Genomic DNA, 20,642 nt, shown 5'->3' with positions numbered 1-20,642 from the left:
CAGTGCGTATCCCACTTTCCTGGCTGCGTGAATTCGCAGAGGTACCGGCCGGAGCAACGGCAGAAGACGTCATGACCGAGCTGGTCAAGGTCGGTTTCGAAGAAGAGGACGTCCACCGCCCCACGGACACCCTGCAGGGGCCCATCGTGGTGGGCCAGGTCCTGAGCCTGGTCAAGGAGCCCCAGACCAACGGCAAGACCATCAACTGGTGCCAGGTCCGGGTGGTTCCCGAGGGCCAGGAACAGACCCTCACCGGCGACGGCATCGACCCCTCCGGCGTGCAGGGCATCATCTGCGGCGCGCACAACTTCGTTGAGGGCGACAAAGTGGTGGTCACCCTGCCGGGCGCCGTGCTGCCGGGCAACTTCCACATATCTGCCCGGAAGACCTACGGGCACCTGTCCGCGGGCATGATCGCCTCCGTGCGCGAACTCGGCATTGGCGAGGACCATGACGGCATCCTGGTGCTGTCCCGCATCGGGCTGGACCCGGAAATCGGCACTGATGCCATGGAGCTGCTGGGCCTCTACGACCAGGCTGCCGAAATCAATGTGACGCCGGACCGCGGCTACGCATTCTCCATCCGCGGGGTTGCCCGCGAGTACGCCCACGCCACCGGCACTACCTTCACGGACCCTGCTTCCCGCGTCACCGCTCCGGCGGAGCTGTCCGGCGGGTACGGCGTCAAGATCAATGACGATGCCCCCATCTACGGCAAGCCCGGATGCGACAGGTTCGTGGCCCGCACCGTCCGCGGCGTTGACGCCACAAAGCCCACGCCGCCCTGGATGGTTTCACGGCTGCGCCTCGCCGGCATCCGTTCCATCTCACTGCCGGTGGATATTTCCAACTACGTGATGCTGGAACTCGGCCAGCCCACGCACTGCTACGACCAGGACACGCTGTCCGGGGATATCGTGGTGCGCCGGGCCCTGGCCGGCGAGAAGATCACCACCCTCGACGGCAAGGAACGCGCGCTCGACGCCGAGGACCTCCTGATCACGGACGCCTCCGGACCTATCGGCATTGCCGGAGTGATGGGTGGCGCCGCCACTGAGGTGGGCGACTCGACGTCGACCGTCCTGGTGGAAGCCGCGCACTTCGACGAGGTGTCCATTGCCCGTTCCCGGCGCCGCCACAAGCTGCCGTCTGAAGCGTCCAAGCGGTTTGAGCGCGGCGTGGACTGGCACGTGGCCGGCATCGCCGCCCAGCGGGTGGTTGACCTGCTCGTCGAGCTGGCCGGCGGAACGGCGGACCAGGCCGGAACCGATGTGGGGACCGCTCCGGACTCCGTCAGCATCGAACTTCCGGAGGCCTTCGCTGCCGCCCGCATTGGCATCGACTTCACCGAAGAGCAGATTGTCACGTCCCTGGAGGATCTTGGCGCCGCGGTGGAAAGGAACGACGGCGGCTGGACCGTTACGGCCCCCAGCTGGCGGAACGATCTGGAAACCAAAGAGGACCTCTCCGAAGAGATTGCCCGGCTGGTGGGCTACGACAAGATTCCCGCCACGCTTCCTGTGGCGCCTCCCGGGCGCGGCCTGACGCGGGTGCAGCAGCAGCGCCGCCGCCTGATCCAGGCCCTGGCGGATGCAGGGCTCACCGAGGTCCTGTCCTACCCCTTCGTGTCCAAGGCGGCCAATGACACGTTCGGCGTGGCCGAACAGGGCGCAAACCGGACCGCGGTCAAACTGGCGAACCCGATCAGCGAAGAGCAGGGCTTCCTGCGCACGTCCATCCTGCCGGGGCTCATCGAGGTGGCCAAGCGGAACCACTCGCGCGGTTTCCGTGACCTGGCACTCTTCGAGTCAGGCCTGGTGTTCCTGCCCGGCGGCACGGTAGGCACCGCTTCCATCCCTCCGCTGGGGGCCAAGCCTTCCGATGAGGTGCTGGACGGACTGTACGACGGCGTCCCGGATCAGCCATTCCACCTCGCCGCAGTGCTCACGGGACACGATTCCCCGGCAGCGGCCGGCCATACGCCGCGGCCCTGGGACTGGGCTGACGCGCTGGATCTTGCCCGCATTGCCGGGGACGTACTGGGCGTGGAGGTCCTGGCCAGCCAGGGCAGCCACCAGGCTTTCCATCCCGGCCGTGCGGCCCGGCTGTCGCTCCGCAACGGGGACGTAGTGGGCTACGCCGGTGAGCTGCACCCCAAGCTGCTGGCGGCATCGGACATGCCTGCACGCTCGGTGGCCCTTGAGCTCAATGCTGACGCGCTGTTCGACGCGGCCCCGGACGTGATCGTGGCGCGCCACATCTCCACGTTCCCCGTGGCCACCCAGGATGTGGCGCTGGTGGTTCCTGCCGAAGTCCCCGCCGACGACGTCCTGGCGGCCCTGCGCGAAGGTGCCGGTGAACTGCTGGAGGACGTGGCGCTCTTCGACGTCTACGCAGGCAAGGGCATCGAGGAAGGCAAGAAGTCCCTCGCGTTCGGGCTTCGGTTCCGTGCCAACGACCGCACCCTCACGGCGGACGAGGCATCAGCCGCACGGGAAGGCGCGGTGGCCCTGGCGGCCGAGCGCTTCGGCGCCGTCCAGCGCTGACCGCAAAACACGCATCAACAGGGAAGGTCCCCGCAGCCGCACGGCTCGGGGACCTTCCCTGTCTCCCGTTGCTGTCTGTCCTACGGAACCAGGATGACCTTTCCGGTGGTCTTCCGCCCCTCAAGGTCGCGGTGTGCCTGGGCAGCCTGCACCAGGGGGTAGCGGGCGCCGATCCGGACCTTCAGGCTGCCGTCCGCCGCCGCCGCGAACACTTCGCCGGAGCGCCAGCGCCGCTCCGCAGCGTCCCTCAGGTAATGCCCCAAAGTGGGCCTGGTCAGGAACAGCGAGCCGCCGGCATTCAGGCGCTGGGGATCCACGGGCGGAACGGGTCCGGAGGCGGCGCCGAAAAGCACCAGCATGCCCCGGACGCGCAAAGCGGCCAGTGAGCCGTCGAACGTGTCCTTCCCAACGCCGTCGTACACCACGTCGGCGCCGGTGCCGCTGGTGATCTCCCTGACCCGCTCGGCGAAGCCCTCGTACCGCAGCACGTGGTCGGCGCCGGCCCCGCGTGCGAGCTGCTCCTTTGCGTCCGTGGAAACGGTGGTGATGACTTCCGCACCGCGGGCCTTGAGCAGCTGGATCAGCAGCAGGCCCACGCCGCCCGCGCCCGCGTGCAGCAGGACGGTGTGGCCCGGTTCCACCTTGAAGGTGGAGTTCATCAGGTAGTGGGCGGTGATGCCCTGCAGGGGAAGCGCAGCTGCCGTCAGGTCGTCCAGGCCGCGCGGGACCGGCAGGGCGGCGCCCTCATCAACGAGCGCATAGTCCGCGTAGCAGTTGATGCCCTCCGCCGTGGCCACCCGGTCGCCGGGGACGAACCCCGTGACGCCATCGCCCACCGCTTCAACGGTGCCGGCGGCTTCGGACCCGGGGGTGAACGGGAAAGGGACCTTGTAGGTGCCGCTGCGCTTGTACGTGTCAATGAAGTTGACGCCCGCAGCCCCCACCTTCACCAGAAGCTGGCCGGGCCCCGGGACAGGGCGTTCGACGTCCTCGTAGGTAAGGACTTCCGGTCCGCCTGCCTGACGTGCGACGATTGCGTGGGTCATTGCTCACCTTTCCCGGTCCCGGCGTTTCCGGCTCCGGCTGCTGCCACCATCCTAGGGACAGTCCGCGGAAGCCCCATAGCGGGCACCTTCCGCTGCATGCATAAATATCGGTATCAGTGAATACTTTTGCTGTATGGTGGTGGTCATGACTATTTCTGTTGCAGTGTCCGGCGCCAGCGGATACGCCGGGGGAGAGGTCCTGCGCCTCTTGGCCGGGCATCCTGGCGTCACCATTGGAGCCATCACAGCCCACAGCAATGCCGGATCCCGGCTCGGCGAACTGCAGCCCCACCTGCACGGGCTCGCAAGCCGCATCCTCGAGGACACCTCGGTGGAGAACCTGTCCGGCCACGACGTCGTCTTCCTGGCCCTGCCGCACGGCGCCTCCGCGGAGATAGCAGCCCAGCTGCCGGCGGGGACCGTCGTCATCGACGCCGGGGCAGACCACCGGCTGGAGGACCCGGCGGCGTGGGAAAAGTTCTACGGTTCCGCCCACGCCGGCACCTGGCCCTATGGCCTGCCGGAGCTCCCGGGCCAGCGCGAAGCGCTCAAGGGCGCCAACCGCATCGCCGTGCCCGGCTGCTACCCGACGTCGGCCCTGCTGGCCCTTGCGCCCGGCTTCGCCGCCGGGCTCCTCCAGCCCGACGACGTCGTCATCGTTTCTGCCTCCGGCACCTCGGGTGCAGGCAAGGCCGCCAAAGTGAACCTCATCGGTTCAGAGGTCATGGGTTCCATGAGCCCTTATGGCGTTGGCGGCGGACACCGCCACACCCCCGAGATCGAACAGGGCCTGTCCAACGCCGCGGGCGAACAGGTCACCGTGTCCTTCACGCCCACCCTGGCGCCCATGAGCCGGGGCATCCTCACGACGGCGACGGCGAAGGTCAAAGCCGGCACCACGGGGGAGCAGCTCCGCCAGGCCTGGACCGATGCCTACGACGACGAACCGTTCGTGCACGTCCTCCCGGAAGGCCAGTGGCCCGCCACGAAGTCCGTGCAAGGGTCGAACCATGCCGCCATGCAGTTGGCATTCGATTCCCACACCGGCCGGGTGATCGTTACCTGCGCCATCGATAACCTCACCAAAGGGACCGCCGGCGGCGCCGTCCAGTCCATGAACATTGCCCTCGGCCTCGCGGAAACCGCCGGCCTTGACCTGCAGGGAGTTGCCCCGTGACCGTTACCGCCCCCCGTGGATTCCGGGCCGCCGGCGTCACCGCCGGACTCAAGGCCTCCGGCAAACCGGACCTTGCCCTGGTGGTGAATGACGGCCCGTCCAAGGCCGCCGCTGCCGTCTTCACCAGCAACCGCGTCGCCGCAGCACCTGTGCACTGGTCCCGCCAGGTGGTCTCGGACGGCCGCGTGGACGCGGTTGTCCTCAACTCCGGCGGAGCGAACGCCTGCACCGGGCCGGCCGGCTTCCAGAACACGCACAGCACCGCCGAAAAGGTGGCCAAGGTCCTGGACATCTCCGCCACGGACGTGTTTGTGTGTTCCACCGGCCTGATCGGCGAGCAGCTGCCCATGGACAAAATCCTTCCCGGCGTGGAGGCTGCTGCTGCCGCGCTGAGCGCCGACGGCGGCCCCGAAGCGGCGACGGCAATCATGACCACCGACTCCGTTCCCAAGGCGGCGCTGTTTATCGGCACCGATGCGGACGGCGAGGAATTCGCCATCGGCGGGATCGCCAAGGGCGCGGGCATGCTGGCTCCGGGTCTGGCCACCATGCTGGTGGTCCTCACCACTGATGCGGCCGTGGACGCGGAACTGCTCGACGTCGTCCTCCGCGACGCCACCCGGGTCACGTTCGACCGGGCAGACTCGGACGGCTGCATGTCCACCAACGACACCGTGGTCCTGCTGTCCTCAGGTGCCTCCGGCGCCGTGCCGTCGGCAGAGGCCTTCGGTGCCGGCCTGACCCAGGTCTGCACCGAACTCGCGCGGAAGCTCATCGCCGACGCCGAGGGTGCCAGCCACGACATCGCCATCCGCACCTTCAACGCTGCCAGCGAAGCGGACGCCGAAACCGTCAGCCGTTCCGTGGCCCGCTCCAACCTCTTCAAGGCCGCCATTTTCGGCAAGGACCCCAACTGGGGACGGGTACTGTCGGCCGTCGGCACCACTGACGCCGTCTTCGAACCCGACCAGCTCAACGTGGCCATGAACGGTGTCCAGATCTGCCGCAACGGCAGCATTGGCGACGACCGCGGCCTGGTGGACCTGGAACCGCGCGAGGTCCTCGTGGAAATCGACCTCCAGGCCGGCGACGCCGAGGCTACCATCTGGACGAATGACCTGACCCACGACTACGTGCACGAGAACAGCGCCTACTCAAGCTGACGCACCACCTGAGCCGGCCCCTTCCGGCGCCCGGCAACCTTGGAGAAACTGCCTGATGAACACCCGCACCCGCGAAACCACGTCCACGCTCGACGCCCAAAGCAAGGCCGGCACCCTGATCGAGGCGTTGCCCTGGATCCAGCGCTTTGCCGGCACCACCATGGTGATCAAGTATGGCGGCAACGCCATGGTCAACGACGAGCTGCGCCGTGCCTTCGCCGAAGACGTCGTGTTCCTGCACCACGTGGGCATCCACCCTGTGGTGGTGCACGGGGGCGGGCCCCAGATCAACTCCATGCTGGCCCGGCTGGGCATCGAGTCCGAGTTCAAGGGCGGCCTGCGGGTCACCACTCCGGAAGCCATGGACGTGGTCCGCATGGTCCTCACCGGCCAGGTGGGCCGCGAACTCGTGGGCCTGATCAACTCCCACGGCCCCTACGCCGTGGGCATGTCCGGTGAAGACGGCGGACTGCTGCGCGCCGTGCGCACTGGCACCGTCATCGACGGCGAGGAAGTGGACCTGGGGCTCGTGGGTGAAGTGGTGGGCGTAAACCCGGAAGGCATCCTGGACATCCTCGCCGCCGGCCGCATCCCCGTGATCTCCACGGTGGCCCCGGAGATCGACGTCGAGGGGTTCGCAGCAGACGGCAGCGTCCAGACCACGGGACAGGTGCTCAACGTCAATGCGGACACCGCGGCGGCAGCCCTGGCCGAAGCCCTCGGTGCCTCCAAACTGGTGATCCTCACCGACGTCGAAGGACTGTATGCCAACTGGCCGGACAAGAGCTCGCTGATCTCCTCCCTGAAAGCATCGGACCTGCGGGAGCTCCTGCCCTCGCTGGAATCCGGCATGATCCCCAAGATGGAGGCTTGCCTCAAGGCGATCGACGGCGGCGTGGAGCGTGCGCACATCGTGGACGGACGCCTGGCCCACTCCATGCTGCTGGAAACCTTCACCACCGCGGGCATCGGCACGCAGGTGGTCCCCGACGAGGAGACAAACGCATGAACGAAACTGTTGACGCGAGTCCGGTCAGCGACCGGGACGCCAAAGCCTCCGTGATGACCGGCAGCGGCAGCGGCTCAGAGTGGCTGGCCCGCTACTCCAGCTCCCTCATGGGCGTCTTCGGCACCCCGCAGCGCGTCCTGGTCCGCGGCGCCGGCTGCCTGGTGTGGGACGCCGACGGAAAGGAGTACCTGGACCTGCTCGGAGGCATCGCCGTCAACGCGCTGGGCCATGCCAACCCGTTCGTCACGTCGGTGATCTCCAGCCAGCTGGCCACCCTCGGCCATGTCTCCAACTTCTTCACCAGCCCCACGCAGATCGCGCTGGCCGAAAAGCTCCTGGCCCTCACCGACGCCCCTGCCGGTTCCAAGGTGTTTTTCACCAACTCCGGCACCGAGGCCAACGAGGCCGCCTTCAAGTTGGCCCGCCGCAATACGGGCGGCAGCGGTGCCAAGCGGACCAAGATCATCGCCCTGGAAGGGGCCTTCCACGGCCGGACCATGGGCGCCCTTGCGCTGACCGCCAAAGAGGCCTACCGCGAGCCGTTCGAGCCGCTGCCCGCCGGCGTCGTGCACATCCCGTTCGGTGACGTGGAGGCGCTGAAGGACGCCGTTGACGAGACCGTGGCCGCCGTCTTCCTGGAGCCCATCCAGGGCGAGGCGGGCGTGCGCCCCCTGCCGCCCGGATACCTTCGGGCCGCCCGAGAGCTGACCGCAAGGGTGGGAGCACTGCTGATCCTCGACGAGGTGCAGACCGGCATCGGCCGCACCGGGAAGTGGCTTGCCAGCGAGGATGCAGGGATCATGCCGGACGCCGTTACCCTGGCCAAGGGCCTGGGCGGCGGCTTCCCGATCGGTGCCCTGATCACCTACGGTCCGGAGACGTCGTCGTTGTTGGCTGCGGGCCAGCACGGCACCACGTTCGGAGGGAACCCGGTGGCGACGGCGGCCGCCCTCGCCACCCTCCACGCCATCGAAAGCCAGCACGTGCTGGCCAACGCCGCAGCCGTGGGTGGGCACCTGCGGGCCGGGCTGTCACACCTTCCGGGCGTCACCGAAGTCCGCGGTGAAGGCCTCCTCATCGGCTTCGACCTGGACGCGGACGTCGCCCCGGCCGTGGTGCAGGCCGGCCTTGACGCCGGGTTCATCGTCAACAGCCCCGGCCCCCGCACCATCCGCCTTGCGCCGCCGCTGGTCCTGACCACGGCGCAGGCAGACACCTTCCTCGCCGCCTTCCCGGCAATCCTCCAAGCAGCTAAGGACGCCCAGTGACACCAGCAGCCAGCGCTACCCGGCACTTCCTCAAGGACACGGACCTCAGCCCCGCCGAACAGGCCGAGGTCCTCGGCCTCGCGGCCCGGATGAAGGCGGCGCCCTACAGCGTCCAGCCGTACGCCGCCGAGGGCAGCGGCCGCAAGACAGTGGCCGTGATCTTCGACAAAACCTCCACCCGGACCAGGGTCTCGTTCGCCACAGGGATCGCGGACCTGGGCGGCAACGCCCTGATCATCAACCCTGGAGAGGCGCAGATCGGGCACAAGGAATCCGTGGAGGACACCGCCAGGGTCCTGGAGCGGATGGTGTCCACCATCGTCTGGCGGACCGGCGCCCACGCCGGTTTGGTGGCCATGGCGGAGAACTCTAGGGTTCCGGTGATCAACGCCCTGTGCGACGATTACCACCCCTGCCAGCTGCTGGCGGACCTGCTGGCCGTGAAAGAGCACAAGGGCGAACTCAAAGGCCTCACCATGAGCTACCTGGGGGACGCCGCCAACAACATGGCCAACTCCTACCTGCTGGCCGGAGTCACGGCCGGGATGCACGTGCGGATCGCCGGGCCGGAGGGCTACCTGCCGGCAGCAGACATCGTGGCCGCAGCCGAGGAACGCGCTGCGGAGACGGGTGGCTCGGTGCTCATCACCAGTGACGCGGCGGAGGCCTTGAAAGGCGCCGACGTCGTTGCCACGGACACGTGGGTGTCCATGGGGCAGGAAGCGGAAAAGGAAGCCCGGATGCAGCTGTTCCGGGAGTACGCCGTGGACGAGGCCGCCATGGCACAGGCTGCGGAAGACGCCGTCGTACTTCACTGCCTGCCCGCCTACCGCGGCTACGAAATCTCTGCCGGCGTCATCGACGGACCGCAGTCCATCGTCTGGGACGAGGCCGAAAACCGGCTGCACGCACAGAAGGCCCTGATGGCCTGGCTGATGCACCGGTCGGGCCTGGCCTTCGTCGACGGACTCGCACCCGTTGAAGGCACAGGGGAGAGCACGTTCTAGTGTCCGCCCAACCGGCGTCGCCGGGCTCCAGCCCTGCGACCAAGACAGCCCGCCAGGCGCGCATCACCGCCATCCTGACGGGGGAGTCCGTGCGTTCCCAGGCGGAGCTGGCAGCACTGCTGGCGGACGACGGCGTGCAGGTCACCCAGGCAACGCTGTCGCGGGACCTCGTGGAACTCGGTGCGGTCCGGGTCCGCGGCAAGGAGGGCGTGCTGGTGTACGCCGTACCCGGCGAAGGCGGCGAACGGGCTGCCCGGAGCGGCGTGAGCCAGGAGATCCTGGACGCCCGGCTGGCCCGGCTGTGCAGCGAACTGCTGGTCACCGCGGAGGCCTCGGCCAACATCGCCGTGCTCCGCACCCCGCCGGGGGCCGCGAACTTCCTGGCACTGGCCATCGACCACTCGGTGATGCCGTCCATCCTGGGCACCATTGCCGGGGACGACACCGTGCTGCTGGTGGCCCGGGACCCGCAGGGCGGCCAGGACCTCGCCGCCAGGTTCCTGCAGCTGGCTGAAGAAGCCGGGCAATAAGCTTGAAGACAACATCACCAAACCCCAATCACAAGGAGCATTCGAAGTGACTGAACGCATTGTGCTCGCCTACTCGGGCGGCCTGGACACCTCAGTAGCCATCGGCTGGATCGGTGAAGCCACCGGCGCCGAGGTCATCGCCGTGGCGGTTGACGTCGGGCAGGGCGGCGAGTCCCTGGAAACCATCCGCCAGCGTGCCCTGGGCTGCGGCGCCGTCGAAGCCTACGTGGCCGACGCCTCCGACGAGTTCGCCAACGAATACTGCATGCCCACGCTGAAGGCCAACGGCCTCTACCAGGGCCACTACCCGCTGGTGTCCGCCATCTCCCGCCCGGTCATCGTCAAGCACCTGGTCAAGGCTGCCCGCGAATTCGGCGCCACCACCGTGGCCCACGGCTGCACCGGCAAGGGCAACGACCAGGTCCGCTTCGAAGTGGGCATCCAGACCCTTGGCCCGGACCTGAAGTGCATCGCCCCGGTCCGCGACCTGGCGCTCACCCGCGACAAGGCCATTGCCTTTGCCGAGGAGAAGGGCCTGCCGATCGAGACCACCAAGAAGAACCCGTACTCCATTGACCAGAACGTCTGGGGCCGCGCCGTGGAAACCGGCTACCTCGAGGACATCTGGAACGCCCCCACCAAGGACATCTACGACTACACCGCCACCCCGGAGTTCCCCCCGGCACCGGACGAGGTCGTCATTTCCTTCGAAGCCGGCATCCCGGTGGCGATCGACGGCGTCAAGGTCACCCCCCTGCAGGCCATCAAGGAGCTCAACCGCCGTGCCGGCGCCCAGGGCGTGGGCCGCATCGACGTCGTCGAGGACCGCCTGGTGGGCATCAAGTCCCGCGAAATCTACGAGGCCCCCGGCGCCATGGCCCTCATCACGGCCCACAAGCACCTTGAGGACATCACCGTGGAGCGCGAGCAGGCCCGCTTCAAGGCCACGGTTGGCCAGCGCTGGTCCGAGCTGGTGTACGACGGACAGTGGTTCTCCCCGCTGAAGCGCTCCCTGGACGCGTTCATCGAGGACACCCAGAAGTACGTCTCGGGCGATATCCGCATGACCCTGCATGGTGGCCAGGCCATCGTCAACGGCCGCCGGTCCGACACCTCGCTCTACGACTTCAACCTCGCCACCTACGACACCGGCGACACCTTCGACCAGTCCATGGCGCGCGGCTTCATTGAGCTGTGGGGCATGTCCGCCAAGGTTGCGTCCGGCCGCGACATCCGCGTCGCAGGACAGTAATGGCCTCGGCAACAAACGAAGGTGCACTGTGGGGCGGCCGGTTTGCCGGCGGCCCCGCGGATGCACTGGCGGCGCTGAGCAAGTCCACCCACTTTGACTGGCGGCTTGCCCGCTACGACATCGCCGGCTCCAAGGCGCACGCCCGTGTCCTGCACAAGGCCGGCCTGCTGGATGACGCCGAACTGGAAGGCATGCTGGCCGCCCTCACGCAGCTGGATGAGGACGTGGCCTCCGGCTCCTATGTGCCGGCGGAGTCCGACGAGGACGTGCACGGCTCGCTGGAACGGGGCCTGATCGAGCGCGCCGGAACCCAGCTGGGCGGCAAGCTCCGCGCCGGCCGGTCCCGCAACGACCAGGTGGCCACGCTGGGCCGCATGTTCCTGCGGGACCACGCCCGGATCATCGCCCGCGGCGTGCTGGCCACGGTGGATGCGCTTGTGGAGCAGGCCAAGGCGCACCACGGTGTTGCCATGCCCGGCCGCACCCACCTGCAGCACGCCCAGCCGGTGCTGCTCAGCCACCACCTGCTGGCCCACGCCTGGGCGCTGCTGCGCGACGTGCAGCGGCTCCAGGACTGGGACAAGCGCGCCGGCGTCTCGCCCTACGGTTCGGGCGCCCTGGCCGGCTCCTCGCTGGGGCTGGACCCGGAGGCGGTGGCCGCGGACCTGGGCTTCTTCTCCGCCTCGCACAACTCGATCGACGGCACGGCCTCGCGCGACGTCTTCGCCGAGTTCGCCTGGGTGTGTTCCATGATCGGCGTGGACCTCTCGCGGGTGTCGGAGGAAGTCATCCTCTGGGCCACCAAGGAGTTCTCCTTCGTCACGCTGCACGACTCCTACTCCACGGGTTCGTCCATCATGCCGCAGAAGAAGAACCCGGATGTGGCGGAACTGGCCCGTGGCAAGGCAGGCCGGCTCATCGGCAACCTGACCGGGCTGCTGGCCACGCTCAAGGGCCTTCCCTTGGCGTACAACCGCGACCTGCAGGAGGACAAGGAGCCGGTGTTCGACGCTGCAGACACCCTGGAGCTCCTGCTTCCGGCGGTCTCCGGCATGATCGCCACCCTGAAGTTCAACACGGAACGGATGGAGTCGCTGGCACCGCAGGGCTTCGCGCTGGCCACTGACATTGCTGAGTGGCTCGTCCGCCAGGGTGTTCCGTTCCGGGAAGCGCACGAGCTGTCCGGCGCGGCCGTGAAGCAGGCCGAATCCCGCGGCGTGGAGCTGTGGGACCTGACGGACGGGGAATACGCGGCCATCTCGGAGCACCTGACGCCGGAGGTCCGCACGGTCCTGTCCACGGAGGGCTCGCTGAACAGCCGCAACTCCCAGGGCGGAACTGCGCCCGCCGCCGTCGAACGCCAGCTGGTTGCGCTGGAAGCCGAACTCGCCGGCGTCCGGGAGTACGCGCACTAACCGTCAGACGCTCTCTCACTTAATGTCGGTTTTTGGCCGACGCTCTCTCACTTTCTTCAAGAAAGTGAGAGAGCGTTACCGATTTTCACGCATCAAGTGAGAGAGCGTTGGGCCTTAGGCGCCGGGCGCTGCCCGCTAGCATGGTGCCATGAGCGAACCGTTCCGCAGGCAACTCCGCGCGCTTCCCGATTTCCCGGACACGCTGCCGGGCTTTGACCCGGAGAGCGCCCCCACGGATCCTGCCGAGCTGTTCAGGCACTGGCTGGGGGAGGCGCTGGCGGCGGGGGAGCGGCAGCCGCATGCGTGCAGCCTGGCCACGGCGGGCGGAGACGGCAAACCGTCGTCCAGGATGCTGATCCTGAAGAACATCGACGACGACGGCTGGCACTTCGCCACGTCCCGCACCTCACGCAAGGGCAGGGAACTGAACGCCAACCCGCATGCCGCCATGACCTTCTACTGGCCGTCCCAGGGCCGGCAGGTCCGCGTGGCCGGGGCCGTCGTCGAACTGTCCACCGAGGCATCCGCGCGGGACTGGGCGGAGCGGCCCCGTGCCGACGGCAGCACCAACCCGCACTGGCAGCTCTACGCCCTCCGGCCCGCCGAGATCGAGTTCTGGCAGGCCAGCCACGACGGCAACCATGTCCGTCACCGTGTGGCCCCCGACGGATCGCCCCTGGGTTAGGCTGTCGCCATGACAGCTCCCGCACCCGACGAACTGCTTCCGGCGCTCTACAGGGCCGCAGCTGACGTGGCAGCCGACGCTGCAAAGTTCAGCGACTCCGAGGTGCAGGCGCCCTCCGCCCTGCCCGGCTGGACGAGGGGGCACGTGCTGGCCCACCTCACAGGCATCTCCAACGCCATGGCCCGGCAGCTTGAGTACGCTGCGCGCGGAGAGGCCGTGGAGCTTTACGACGGCGGCATGGAAGGCCGGAACAAAGCAATCGACATGGCAGCGGGCCACGACGCCGCCACCCACCGCGCGGACCTCACCGCCGCGCTGGACCGGGCACTCAGGGCCTTCGACGCACTGCCCGGCGTCAAGGATTCAGCCGCGAACCGGACCGGCTGGTACGCGCCCATCACGTATCGCGGGGGCGTGGCCCTGGACGGCGGACTGGCGCTGTGGCGGGAACTGGTCATCCACGGGTCGGACCTGCTGGCGGGGAGGGGCCCGGAAACCTGGAGCCGGCCGTTCTGCGAGCACCTTTTCGATTTCCTGGCGGCCAGGGTCCAGCCAGACGACAGGCTCGTGCTGCAGCCACTGGGGCTCCAGCCGCTGGCCCTCGGCAGCGGCGCCCGGTCCACCGTCATCAGCGGCATGATCACCGACATCGCAGCCTGGCTTGCCGGCCGCGAGCCGACGCTTGGCAGCCTCAGGGCGTCCGCCGCGGCCGACCGCGTGGATTTGCCCGGGCTGCTGCCGTGGCCGTCCGGAACCCCCGCCGCCACACAGGGCTGACCGAAGGGCTAACCGGCTTCGCGCGCCAGCAGGCTCCGCTTGACGGGAAGCCCCCAGCGGAAACCGCCCAGCGTGCCGTCCGTGCGGATCACCCGGTGGCAGGGCACGAACAGCGCGGCAGCGTTGAAGGCGCAGGCGCTGGCGGCTGCCCGCACGGCCCTAGGGTTGCCGGCGAGCTCCGCGTACCGGGCGTACGTGACGGGCTGACCCGGCTGCACGAGCCGCAGGACGTCCCAGGCGTGGACCCGGAAAGGTCCCGACACCTGCCGCACGGGAACGCTCATCGCCGGCACCGGGTCACCGGCATAGAAGGCTTCGACGGCGGACGAGATGACCCCCAGCCCGGTGACCGGTTCGAGCACGCCGGGCCGGAGGGACGGATGGATCTGCCCGGTCAGCTCACCAGGGTTGTCTGTCCATCCGCTGGAGAGCACGACGCCGTCCTGGGCCAGGATGGTGAACGGACCGTCCGGGGTGGTCATCTGAAGCAGCTGGGCCTTCATCGGTTCGCTTCCTCTGCTGGTCTGGTGCCGTGGTCTGAGTGTGCTGCTGTGCGCCTGGGGGTACCGGTCGCAGGCCGGGCTGCTGCCCGCCACAGGTGCATGGTCGCGTATGAGCGCCAGGGGCTGGCTTCCCTGAAGTCCGGAGTGGAGGCCGCGGTTCCCTCCCCGAGGACACGGATCCCGTTCCGTACGGCTGCGTCGTTGGCGAGGAAAATATCCGGGGCGCCGAGGATGCGCATGGCAAGGTATCCCGTGGTCCATGGTCCCACGCCGGGCAGCGGCAGCAGTTTGGCGGCCAGGCTTTCCGGGCTGTCGCCATAGCCAAAATCGAGTCCGCCGTCCGCCATGGCGGCAGCTGCCGCAAGGAGGGCGGCGGTCCGCCGCTGCGGTCCACGCAGGACCGCGGAGCCGCCGCCGGCGATTTCGGCCGGGGTGGGAAACATCCGGTCCAGGCCCTCGCCGGGGCTTTGGCTTGCCCGTCCGACGGCGGCCAGCCGGGTGAGGGCGGTCCGCGCAGCTGCAACGGTGATCTGCTGCCCGGCCATGGCCCGGACCAGCATTTCCGCCGGATCCAGGGCACCGGGCATCCTGATCCCCGGAGTGCCCGCCACCGCGGCAGCGAGCCTGGCTTCCCCTGCCAGCGCACTGTCGATCGCCACTGGATCCGCATCGAGGTCAAAGAGGCGCCGTACCCTGCTCAACAGGGCCGGCAGGTCCCTAAGGTCCACCGCGCCGATGGTGAGGGTCAGCGGCCGGCCCGGAGCGCCGGCGTCGTAATCCACCCGGAACCTCGCATCACCCTGGGGCAGCCGCAGCGTTCGGGCGTAGGACACGGGCGTTCCCGCTTCGATCCCGGGGATGGCGCGGACAGCCAGGAAGGTGAAGACGCCGGGGTCGAAAGGTTCCCGGTAGGGGAGGTTGAGGGTGAGGGCGGTGGAGCCGGCGGGGGCCTTGGGATGCCTTGCGGTGCGAAGCGCCGTGGGGGTCATGCCAAAAACTTCCGCCATGGTTTCGTTGAACTGGCGGACGCTGCTGAACCCGGCCGCAAAGGCGACGTCGGCGAGCTTCATGGAGGTGGAGACCAGCAGGGTACGGGCAGTCTGCGCGCGGCCGGCCCGTGCAAGCGAGAGGGGGCCCGCCCCGAGCTCCTGGCTGAGGATGCGGTTGAGCTGGCGGGAGGAATAGCCCAGGCGGGCGGCAAGGCCATCGACGCCGTCCCTGGTGACCACGCCGTCACTGATCAGCCGCATGGCGCGCCCGGCAATATCCTGGCGAAGGTTCCAGGCGGGTGTGCCGGGAACCGCCTCGGGAAGGCAGCGCTTGCAGGCCCGGTAGCCGGCGTCGTGCGCTGCTGCGGAGGTTTCATAAAAGGTGACGTTGGAGGCCTTCGGGGTCCTGGCGGGGCAGGACGGGCGGCAGTAGATGCCCGTGGTCCGGACGGCAGTGTAGAACTGCCCGTCGAACCGGGTGTCCCGGGCGTCGATCGCCCGGTAGCGCTGCCAGAAGTCCATTCCTCCATCCTGTCAGCCCTCCCACGCCCCGGCTAGCGGAAATCGGACACGGCCGTGGCTCCTCCAGCATGTCAATGGCGGGGCGGCGGCGCCGGCGTTGGATAGAGTCTGGCCATGAGCAGAAATCCGCTGACGGCCGGCCAGCCGCTGCGGGAGTTCCTCTCCGGAGACGCCCGCCAGCTGGCGCCCCTGCTGCTGGGCGCCGTCCTGACCCATGACTCCAGGGACGGTGCTGTGTCGGTGCGGCTCACTGAGGTGGAGGCCTACCTGGGGCCCGAGGATTCCCTGCACCCGGATCCCGGATCACACACCTACCGCGGTCCCACCCCCCGCAATGCGCCCATGTTCGGCCCGGCCGGCCACCTGTACGTCTACTTCACCTACGGGATGCACCACTGCACGAACATCGTGTGCGGGCCGGAAGGAACGGCTTCGGCCCTCCTGCTGAGGGCAGGGGAAATCGTGGACGGGGTGGAACTTGCCCGGCACCGGCGGACCACCTCCAAAAGCCCCGCCGACCTGGCAAGGGGGCCCGCCCGGCTGGCCAAGGCGTTGGGCCTGACGACGGCGGACAGCGGCCGTGATGCGCTCGCTCCGCCGTTCGGGCTGGTCCTTCCGCCCGGGCCGGCAGGGCCGGTGAGCTCCGGGCCAAGGGTTGGGGTCTCCGGCGCAGGTGGAACGGACCGGTACTCATGGCGCTTTTGGATCACCGGCGACCCCACGGTCTCCCAGTACAAGGCGGCGAAGTCCAGGGGGGCCAAACCGGATCCTGCAACGTTTCACGGGCGTTAACGGAAATGGTTGTAGAATGGTAGGTCTGTCTTTTGCGATAGGGGAACGTTAATGCTTGACGCCGATTTGGCCCACGAACGCGACTATGTAGCCGGCCTGTACGCACGGCTGGAAGAGCTGCGCGAGGAAAAGCGCCGCCAGCTGGCGCAGGTCCGCCGGGCCGGGGCTGTGGGCACCATGCAGAACGTCTCCGAGCGCGACGCGTTTGCTGCCCTCTACGAGGACCGGCTGGCCCAGCTGGACGCGGTGGACGACCGGCTGGTCTTCGGCCGGCTGGACCTGGACTCCGGCGAAGCCCAGTACATTGGCCGCATCGGCCTCACCACCGAGGACCTGCAGCGGCTCATGGTGGACTGGCGCGCGCCCGAGGCCGGCCACTTCTACCAGGCCACGGCCTTCGACCGGCAGGGCGTGCGCCGGCGCCGGCACCTGATCCTGCAGGGCCGTGAGGTCAAGGCCATCGAGGATGACGTCCTTGACGCCGGGATGCTGGCGGACAACGAATCGCTGCAGGGCGAAGGAGCCCTGCTGGCCGCCCTGAACTCCAAGCGCACCGGCCGGATGTCCGACATCGTCAGCACCATCCAGTCCGAACAGGACCGCATCATCCGGTCATCCATCTCCGGGGCGCTGGTGGTGCAGGGCGGACCCGGCACCGGCAAGACCGCCGTGGCCCTCCACCGGGCTGCCTACCTGCTCTATACCCACCGTGACCGCCTCAAGACCGCAGGCGTGCTGCTGGTGGGCCCGTCGTCGTCGTTCATGAAGTACATCGAAAGGGTGCTGCCCTCCCTGGGCGAGACCGGCGTGGTGATGGCCAGTGTGGGCCGCCTGATGCCCGGCATCCACGCCGTGCCGGAACCGGACGCCGACGTCGCCGCCATCAAGGGCCGCCTGGACATGGCCACCGTTGTGGCCAACGCCGTGGCCAACCGCCAACGGATTCCCGCTGAAAACCGGATCCTGGAGGTGGACGGCCGCAAGCTGGTGCTGACGCCGCGCCAGGTGCGCCGTGCCCGCGAGCGTGCCCGCTCCACCGGCAAGCCGCACAACGAGGCGCGCGTGACGTTCGTCAAGATCCTGCTGCGCGAACTCACTGAACAGATGACCGAACTGGTGGAAGCCGGGAACATCGGTAATAACGCTGACCGTTCCTACCTGGCGGAGGACGTCCGTTCCGCACGCGATGTACGGATCGCCCTCAACCTCTGCTGGATGCCCATGACGCCGGAGAAGCTGATCTCGGAGCTCTTCAGCAAGCCGGCCATACTGGAATTCTGTACCCCCGCCATGTCCCCGGCCGAGCGGGCGCTGCTGCAGCGCCCGGCCGACGCCCCCTGGACCGAGTCCGATGTGCCGCTGCTGGACGAGGCCGCCGAACTGCTCGGCGAACTGGACCCGGCCGCCGGACGCGGGCTCGCCCAGCAGGAGCACGACCGTGCCCGCGACCTTGCCAACGCCAAGCAGACCCTCGTGAACATGCAGGCGGCAGGGGTGGATCCCTTGATGTCCGCCGAGGAACTGGCCGAGCAGAACCAGGAACAGGAAACGCGGCAAACCGCCGCAGAGCGCGCCACGAGCGACCGCACATGGGCCTTCGGCCACATCGTGGTGGATGAGGCGCAGGAGCTTTCACCCATGCAGTGGCGCCTGCTGGTCCGCCGATGCCCCCTGAAGTCCTTCACCATCGTGGGGGACATCGCGCAGACCAGCTCGGTGGCCGGGGCCAACTCCTGGCAGGGCGCACTCGCACCCATGTTCGGGGACCGCTGGCAGCTGGAGGAGCTGACGGTGAACTACCGCACGCCGTCCCAGATCGCCGAAGCCGCCGTCCGGATGGCCAACGCGGCCGGGCTGGTGGTGTCTGCGCCCAAGGCCGTCCGTGAAGGACGCTGGTCGCCTGTCATCGACGAGGTGGATCCCGGCCAGGTGGTCAGCCGCCTGGTTGAGGTCCTGCCGGAGGAACTGGACGCGCTCGACGGCGGCCTGCTCGCCGTCATTGCCGACGGACACTTCCTGCCGGAAGCCACCGCCGCCCTGCGCGCCGCCCACGGACGCCGGGTGGGCACGGGTGCCGGCAGCTACGAGCAGGACATCGTGGTGATCAGCCCCCGCGAAGCCAAGGGGCTGGAGTTCGACGGCGTCGTGGTGCTTGAGCCGTCCATGATGCTCAACCATGAGCACGGCAAAGTGGGGGACCTGTACGTCGCGATGACCCGGGCCACCCAGCGGCTCCGCCTGATTGCTTCGGAACCGGTGCCGGCAGGGATCAAGCGCTGATCAGGCGCGCCGCATACTGCTAACTTAGAAGGCGTGCCAGAACTCATCAGCCTCGAATCGCAGCAGAACGACCCCACTTTTGCCAACATTTGGCAGGAACTGAAGTGGCGTGGCCTGGTCCACGTCTCCACCGACGAGGCGGAGCTTGAAAAACTCCTCGCCGACGGACCGGTGACGTACTATTGCGGGTTCGATCCCACCGCGCCGAGCCTGCACCTGGGTAACCTGGTCCAGCTGCTCGTCATGCGGCGGCTGCAGCTGGCGGGCCACAAGCCCCTCGGACTGGTGGGTGGGTCAACCGGTATGATCGGGGACCCCCGTCCCACGGCCGAGCGCACGCTGAACACCAAGGACATCGTGGCCGAGTGGGTGGGCTACCTCCAGGCGCAGGTCCGCCGTTTCCTCAGCTTCGAGGGCGACAACGCAGCGCAGATGGTCAACAACCTTGACTGGACGGCGCCGCTGAGCGCCATCGATTTCCTGCGCGACGTTGGGAAGCACTTCCGTGTGGGCACCATGCTGCGCAAGGACGCCGTGGCTTCACGGCTGAGCTCGGATGAGGGCATCAGCTACACCGAGTTCAGCTACCAGATCCTGCAGGGGATGGATTACCTCCAGCTCTACCGTGATTACGGTTGCGTGCTGCAGACCGGCGGCTCGGACCAGTGGGGCAACCTCACCAGCGGCACGGAACTGATCCGCAAGGTGGAGGGCAAGAGCGTCCACGCCCTTGGGACCCCATTGATCACCAATGCGGACGGGACGAAGTTCGGCAAGAGCGAGGGCAACGCCATCTGGCTGGATGCCGGCATGTGCAGCCCATACGCCTTTTACCAGTTCTGGGTCAACACGGCGGATGCCGACGTTGTGGACCGGCTGAAGGTCTTCACCTTCCTTACCAAGGCGGAGATCGAGGAGCTTTCCGTTGCTGTGGCTGAACGGCCGTTCGCCCGAGAAGGCCAGCGGAAGCTGGCCTTCGAAGTGACGTCCCTCGTTCACGGAGTGGACGCCACGGAGAAGGTCATTGCGGCATCCGCCGCACTTTTCGGGAACGGCGACTTGACCGCCCTGGACAAGCCCACGCTCCAGGCGGCGACGTCCGAGCTCCCCTTCGCCACTGTGCAGGTGGACGAGATGGGCATTGTGGACCTGCTTGTTGCCTCCGGGCTGTCCGACAGCAAGTCGGCGGCCAGGCGCACCGTTGGCGAAGGCGGGGCCTACGTCAACAACGAGAAGGTGTCGGACCCCGAGGCAGTCATTCCGGAGTCCGAACTGCTGCATGGGCAGTACCTGCTCCTGCGCCGCGGAAAGAAGAACCTGGCAACCGTGGAGGTCCTGGTTCCCTAGGCTCTTCCGCCGCTTCATAGAGTCCCCTGCACGCTCCTCCGCAGCCGATTTGCACGGCCGCGGGGGAGCGTGTAATGTTTTCTGAGTCGCCGCCGCTGAAGCGGAAAAATAGCGACAAACCCCCACCAAAAAAGTGAAGCAACTTCACCATGTGCGGAAGCGCAGAACGAAGAAATGCTTCACTTTATGATGGGCGGATTCATTCCACCGAGTGAATTCCGGGAAAACAACCGGATTTGCAAAGTGAAAATGAATGAAATAAGATTGAAACATCGCAGCGAAGAAATACGAAACAAAGAATTCATGAAAATGAATTGTTTCGGGAATATTCGAA

At 67.9% G+C, this 20,642-nt stretch carries 18 protein-coding genes; 14 read left to right on the top strand and 4 right to left on the bottom strand.

What is annotated here, in order from left to right; all coding sequences use genetic code 11:
- Window positions 1-2: 2 nt before the first annotated feature.
- Window positions 3-2,546: a phenylalanine--tRNA ligase subunit beta gene (pheT, locus tag HTS88_RS16760; protein WP_174180340.1), complete on the top strand. Its 2,544-nt coding sequence runs from the start codon at window positions 3-5 to the stop codon at window positions 2,544-2,546.
- An 80-nt stretch (window positions 2,547-2,626) separates the two neighbouring features.
- Here pheT and HTS88_RS16755 read toward each other — a convergent pair whose 3' ends face one another.
- The gene (locus HTS88_RS16755) at window positions 2,627-3,592 is read right to left on the bottom strand and encodes a quinone oxidoreductase family protein (RefSeq protein WP_174180339.1); all 966 of its coding nucleotides are present in this window, start codon (window positions 3,590-3,592) and stop codon (window positions 2,627-2,629) included.
- Window positions 3,593-3,737: 145 nt separating this feature from the next.
- Here HTS88_RS16755 and argC point away from each other — a divergent pair, with 145 nt between their 5' ends.
- From argC to HTS88_RS16705, 10 genes are all read left to right on the top strand, one after another.
- Complete coding sequence (argC, locus tag HTS88_RS16750; RefSeq protein WP_174180337.1) at window positions 3,738-4,769, top strand: N-acetyl-gamma-glutamyl-phosphate reductase; 1,032 nt, start codon at window positions 3,738-3,740, stop codon at window positions 4,767-4,769.
- Complete coding sequence (argJ, locus tag HTS88_RS16745; RefSeq protein WP_174180335.1) at window positions 4,766-5,932, top strand: bifunctional glutamate N-acetyltransferase/amino-acid acetyltransferase ArgJ; 1,167 nt, start codon at window positions 4,766-4,768, stop codon at window positions 5,930-5,932. Before argC ends, argJ begins: the two co-directional genes overlap by 4 nt.
- Before the next feature lie 55 nt (window positions 5,933-5,987).
- Window positions 5,988-6,941 carry an acetylglutamate kinase gene (argB, locus tag HTS88_RS16740; protein WP_174180333.1) on the top strand — a complete coding sequence of 318 codons (954 nt, stop codon included), beginning with the start codon at window positions 5,988-5,990 and terminating at the stop codon, window positions 6,939-6,941.
- Between the two features lie 53 nt (window positions 6,942-6,994).
- On the top strand, window positions 6,995-8,209 hold the full coding sequence (locus HTS88_RS16735; RefSeq protein WP_246256389.1) for an acetylornithine transaminase: 1,215 nt from the start codon (window positions 6,995-6,997) through the stop codon (window positions 8,207-8,209).
- Window positions 8,206-9,216: an ornithine carbamoyltransferase gene (argF, locus tag HTS88_RS16730; RefSeq protein WP_174180329.1), complete on the top strand. Its 1,011-nt coding sequence runs from the start codon at window positions 8,206-8,208 to the stop codon at window positions 9,214-9,216. The genes HTS88_RS16735 and argF overlap by 4 nt, the downstream gene beginning before the upstream one ends.
- Window positions 9,216-9,746: an arginine repressor gene (locus HTS88_RS16725; protein WP_174180327.1), complete on the top strand. Its 531-nt coding sequence runs from the start codon at window positions 9,216-9,218 to the stop codon at window positions 9,744-9,746. The genes argF and HTS88_RS16725 overlap by 1 nt, the downstream gene beginning before the upstream one ends.
- 46 nt (window positions 9,747-9,792) lie before the next feature.
- Window positions 9,793-10,998, top strand: a complete 1,206-nt coding sequence (locus HTS88_RS16720; protein WP_174180325.1) for an argininosuccinate synthase — start codon at window positions 9,793-9,795, stop codon at window positions 10,996-10,998.
- Complete coding sequence (gene argH, locus HTS88_RS16715; RefSeq protein ID WP_174180323.1) at window positions 10,998-12,413, top strand: argininosuccinate lyase; 1,416 nt, start codon at window positions 10,998-11,000, stop codon at window positions 12,411-12,413. Before HTS88_RS16720 ends, argH begins: the two co-directional genes overlap by 1 nt.
- Window positions 12,414-12,561: 148 nt before the next feature.
- Entirely contained in the window at window positions 12,562-13,098 is a 537-nt protein-coding gene (locus tag HTS88_RS16710; RefSeq protein WP_174180321.1) for a pyridoxine/pyridoxamine 5'-phosphate oxidase, read from the top strand.
- Between the two features lie 9 nt (window positions 13,099-13,107).
- Window positions 13,108-13,875 (top strand): maleylpyruvate isomerase family mycothiol-dependent enzyme, encoded by a 768-nt coding sequence (locus HTS88_RS16705; RefSeq protein ID WP_174180319.1) that lies wholly within the window; start codon window positions 13,108-13,110, stop codon window positions 13,873-13,875.
- 8 nt (window positions 13,876-13,883) lie between these two features.
- Here HTS88_RS16705 and HTS88_RS16700 read toward each other — a convergent pair whose 3' ends face one another.
- Both HTS88_RS16700 and HTS88_RS16695 read right to left on the bottom strand, forming a co-directional pair.
- Window positions 13,884-14,378, bottom strand: coding sequence for a methylated-DNA--[protein]-cysteine S-methyltransferase (locus HTS88_RS16700; RefSeq protein WP_174180317.1), 495 nt, complete (start codon window positions 14,376-14,378; stop codon window positions 13,884-13,886).
- Window positions 14,375-15,889, bottom strand: a complete 1,515-nt coding sequence (locus HTS88_RS16695; protein ID WP_174180315.1) for a DNA-3-methyladenine glycosylase 2 family protein — start codon at window positions 15,887-15,889, stop codon at window positions 14,375-14,377. The genes HTS88_RS16700 and HTS88_RS16695 overlap by 4 nt, the downstream gene beginning before the upstream one ends.
- A 114-nt stretch (window positions 15,890-16,003) precedes the next feature.
- Between HTS88_RS16695 and HTS88_RS16690 the strand changes: the two genes are divergently transcribed.
- From HTS88_RS16690 to tyrS, 3 genes are read left to right on the top strand one after another with little or no spacing between them, the layout of a single operon-like run.
- Window positions 16,004-16,681: a DNA-3-methyladenine glycosylase gene (locus HTS88_RS16690; RefSeq protein ID WP_174180314.1), complete on the top strand. Its 678-nt coding sequence runs from the start codon at window positions 16,004-16,006 to the stop codon at window positions 16,679-16,681.
- Window positions 16,682-16,732: 51 nt separating this feature from the next.
- Window positions 16,733-18,961, top strand: coding sequence for a HelD family protein (locus tag HTS88_RS16685; RefSeq protein WP_174180313.1), 2,229 nt, complete (start codon window positions 16,733-16,735; stop codon window positions 18,959-18,961).
- Window positions 18,962-18,994: 33 nt separating this feature from the next.
- Window positions 18,995-20,308 carry a tyrosine--tRNA ligase gene (gene tyrS / locus HTS88_RS16680; RefSeq protein ID WP_174180312.1) on the top strand — a complete coding sequence of 438 codons (1,314 nt, stop codon included), beginning with the start codon at window positions 18,995-18,997 and terminating at the stop codon, window positions 20,306-20,308.
- Between the two features lie 144 nt (window positions 20,309-20,452).
- Here tyrS and HTS88_RS22020 read toward each other — a convergent pair.
- The coding region (locus tag HTS88_RS22020) for a hypothetical protein (RefSeq protein ID WP_217432676.1) at window positions 20,453-20,642 on the bottom strand (190 nt) is incomplete at its 5' end.

Origin of the sequence: Pseudarthrobacter oxydans (assembly GCF_013314975.1) — a bacterium.
GTDB lineage: Bacteria > Actinomycetota > Actinomycetes > Actinomycetales > Micrococcaceae > Arthrobacter > Arthrobacter oxydans.
Note: the sequence above shows the minus strand (reverse complement) of the source record. Positions and strands in the feature narration are given on the sequence as shown.

Excerpts from the sequence above, each read along its gene's own strand:
- HTS88_RS16755 (WP_174180339.1), bottom strand. The coding sequence starts at position 3,592 with ATGACCCACGCAATCGTCGCACGTCAGGCAGGCGGACCGGAAGTCCTT.
- argC (WP_174180337.1), top strand. The coding sequence starts at position 3,738 with ATGACTATTTCTGTTGCAGTGTCCGGCGCCAGCGGATACGCCGGGGGA.
- argB (WP_174180333.1), top strand. The coding sequence starts at position 5,988 with ATGAACACCCGCACCCGCGAAACCACGTCCACGCTCGACGCCCAAAGC.
- HTS88_RS16735 (WP_246256389.1), top strand. The coding sequence starts at position 6,995 with ATGACCGGCAGCGGCAGCGGCTCAGAGTGGCTGGCCCGCTACTCCAGC.
- argH (WP_174180323.1), top strand. The coding sequence starts at position 10,998 with ATGGCCTCGGCAACAAACGAAGGTGCACTGTGGGGCGGCCGGTTTGCC.
- HTS88_RS16710 (WP_174180321.1), top strand. The coding sequence starts at position 12,562 with ATGAGCGAACCGTTCCGCAGGCAACTCCGCGCGCTTCCCGATTTCCCG.
- HTS88_RS16705 (WP_174180319.1), top strand. The coding sequence starts at position 13,108 with ATGACAGCTCCCGCACCCGACGAACTGCTTCCGGCGCTCTACAGGGCC.
- HTS88_RS16700 (WP_174180317.1), bottom strand. The coding sequence starts at position 14,378 with ATGAAGGCCCAGCTGCTTCAGATGACCACCCCGGACGGTCCGTTCACC.
- HTS88_RS16695 (WP_174180315.1), bottom strand. The coding sequence starts at position 15,889 with ATGGACTTCTGGCAGCGCTACCGGGCGATCGACGCCCGGGACACCCGG.
- HTS88_RS16690 (WP_174180314.1), top strand. The coding sequence starts at position 16,004 with ATGAGCAGAAATCCGCTGACGGCCGGCCAGCCGCTGCGGGAGTTCCTC.
- HTS88_RS16685 (WP_174180313.1), top strand. The coding sequence starts at position 16,733 with ATGCTTGACGCCGATTTGGCCCACGAACGCGACTATGTAGCCGGCCTG.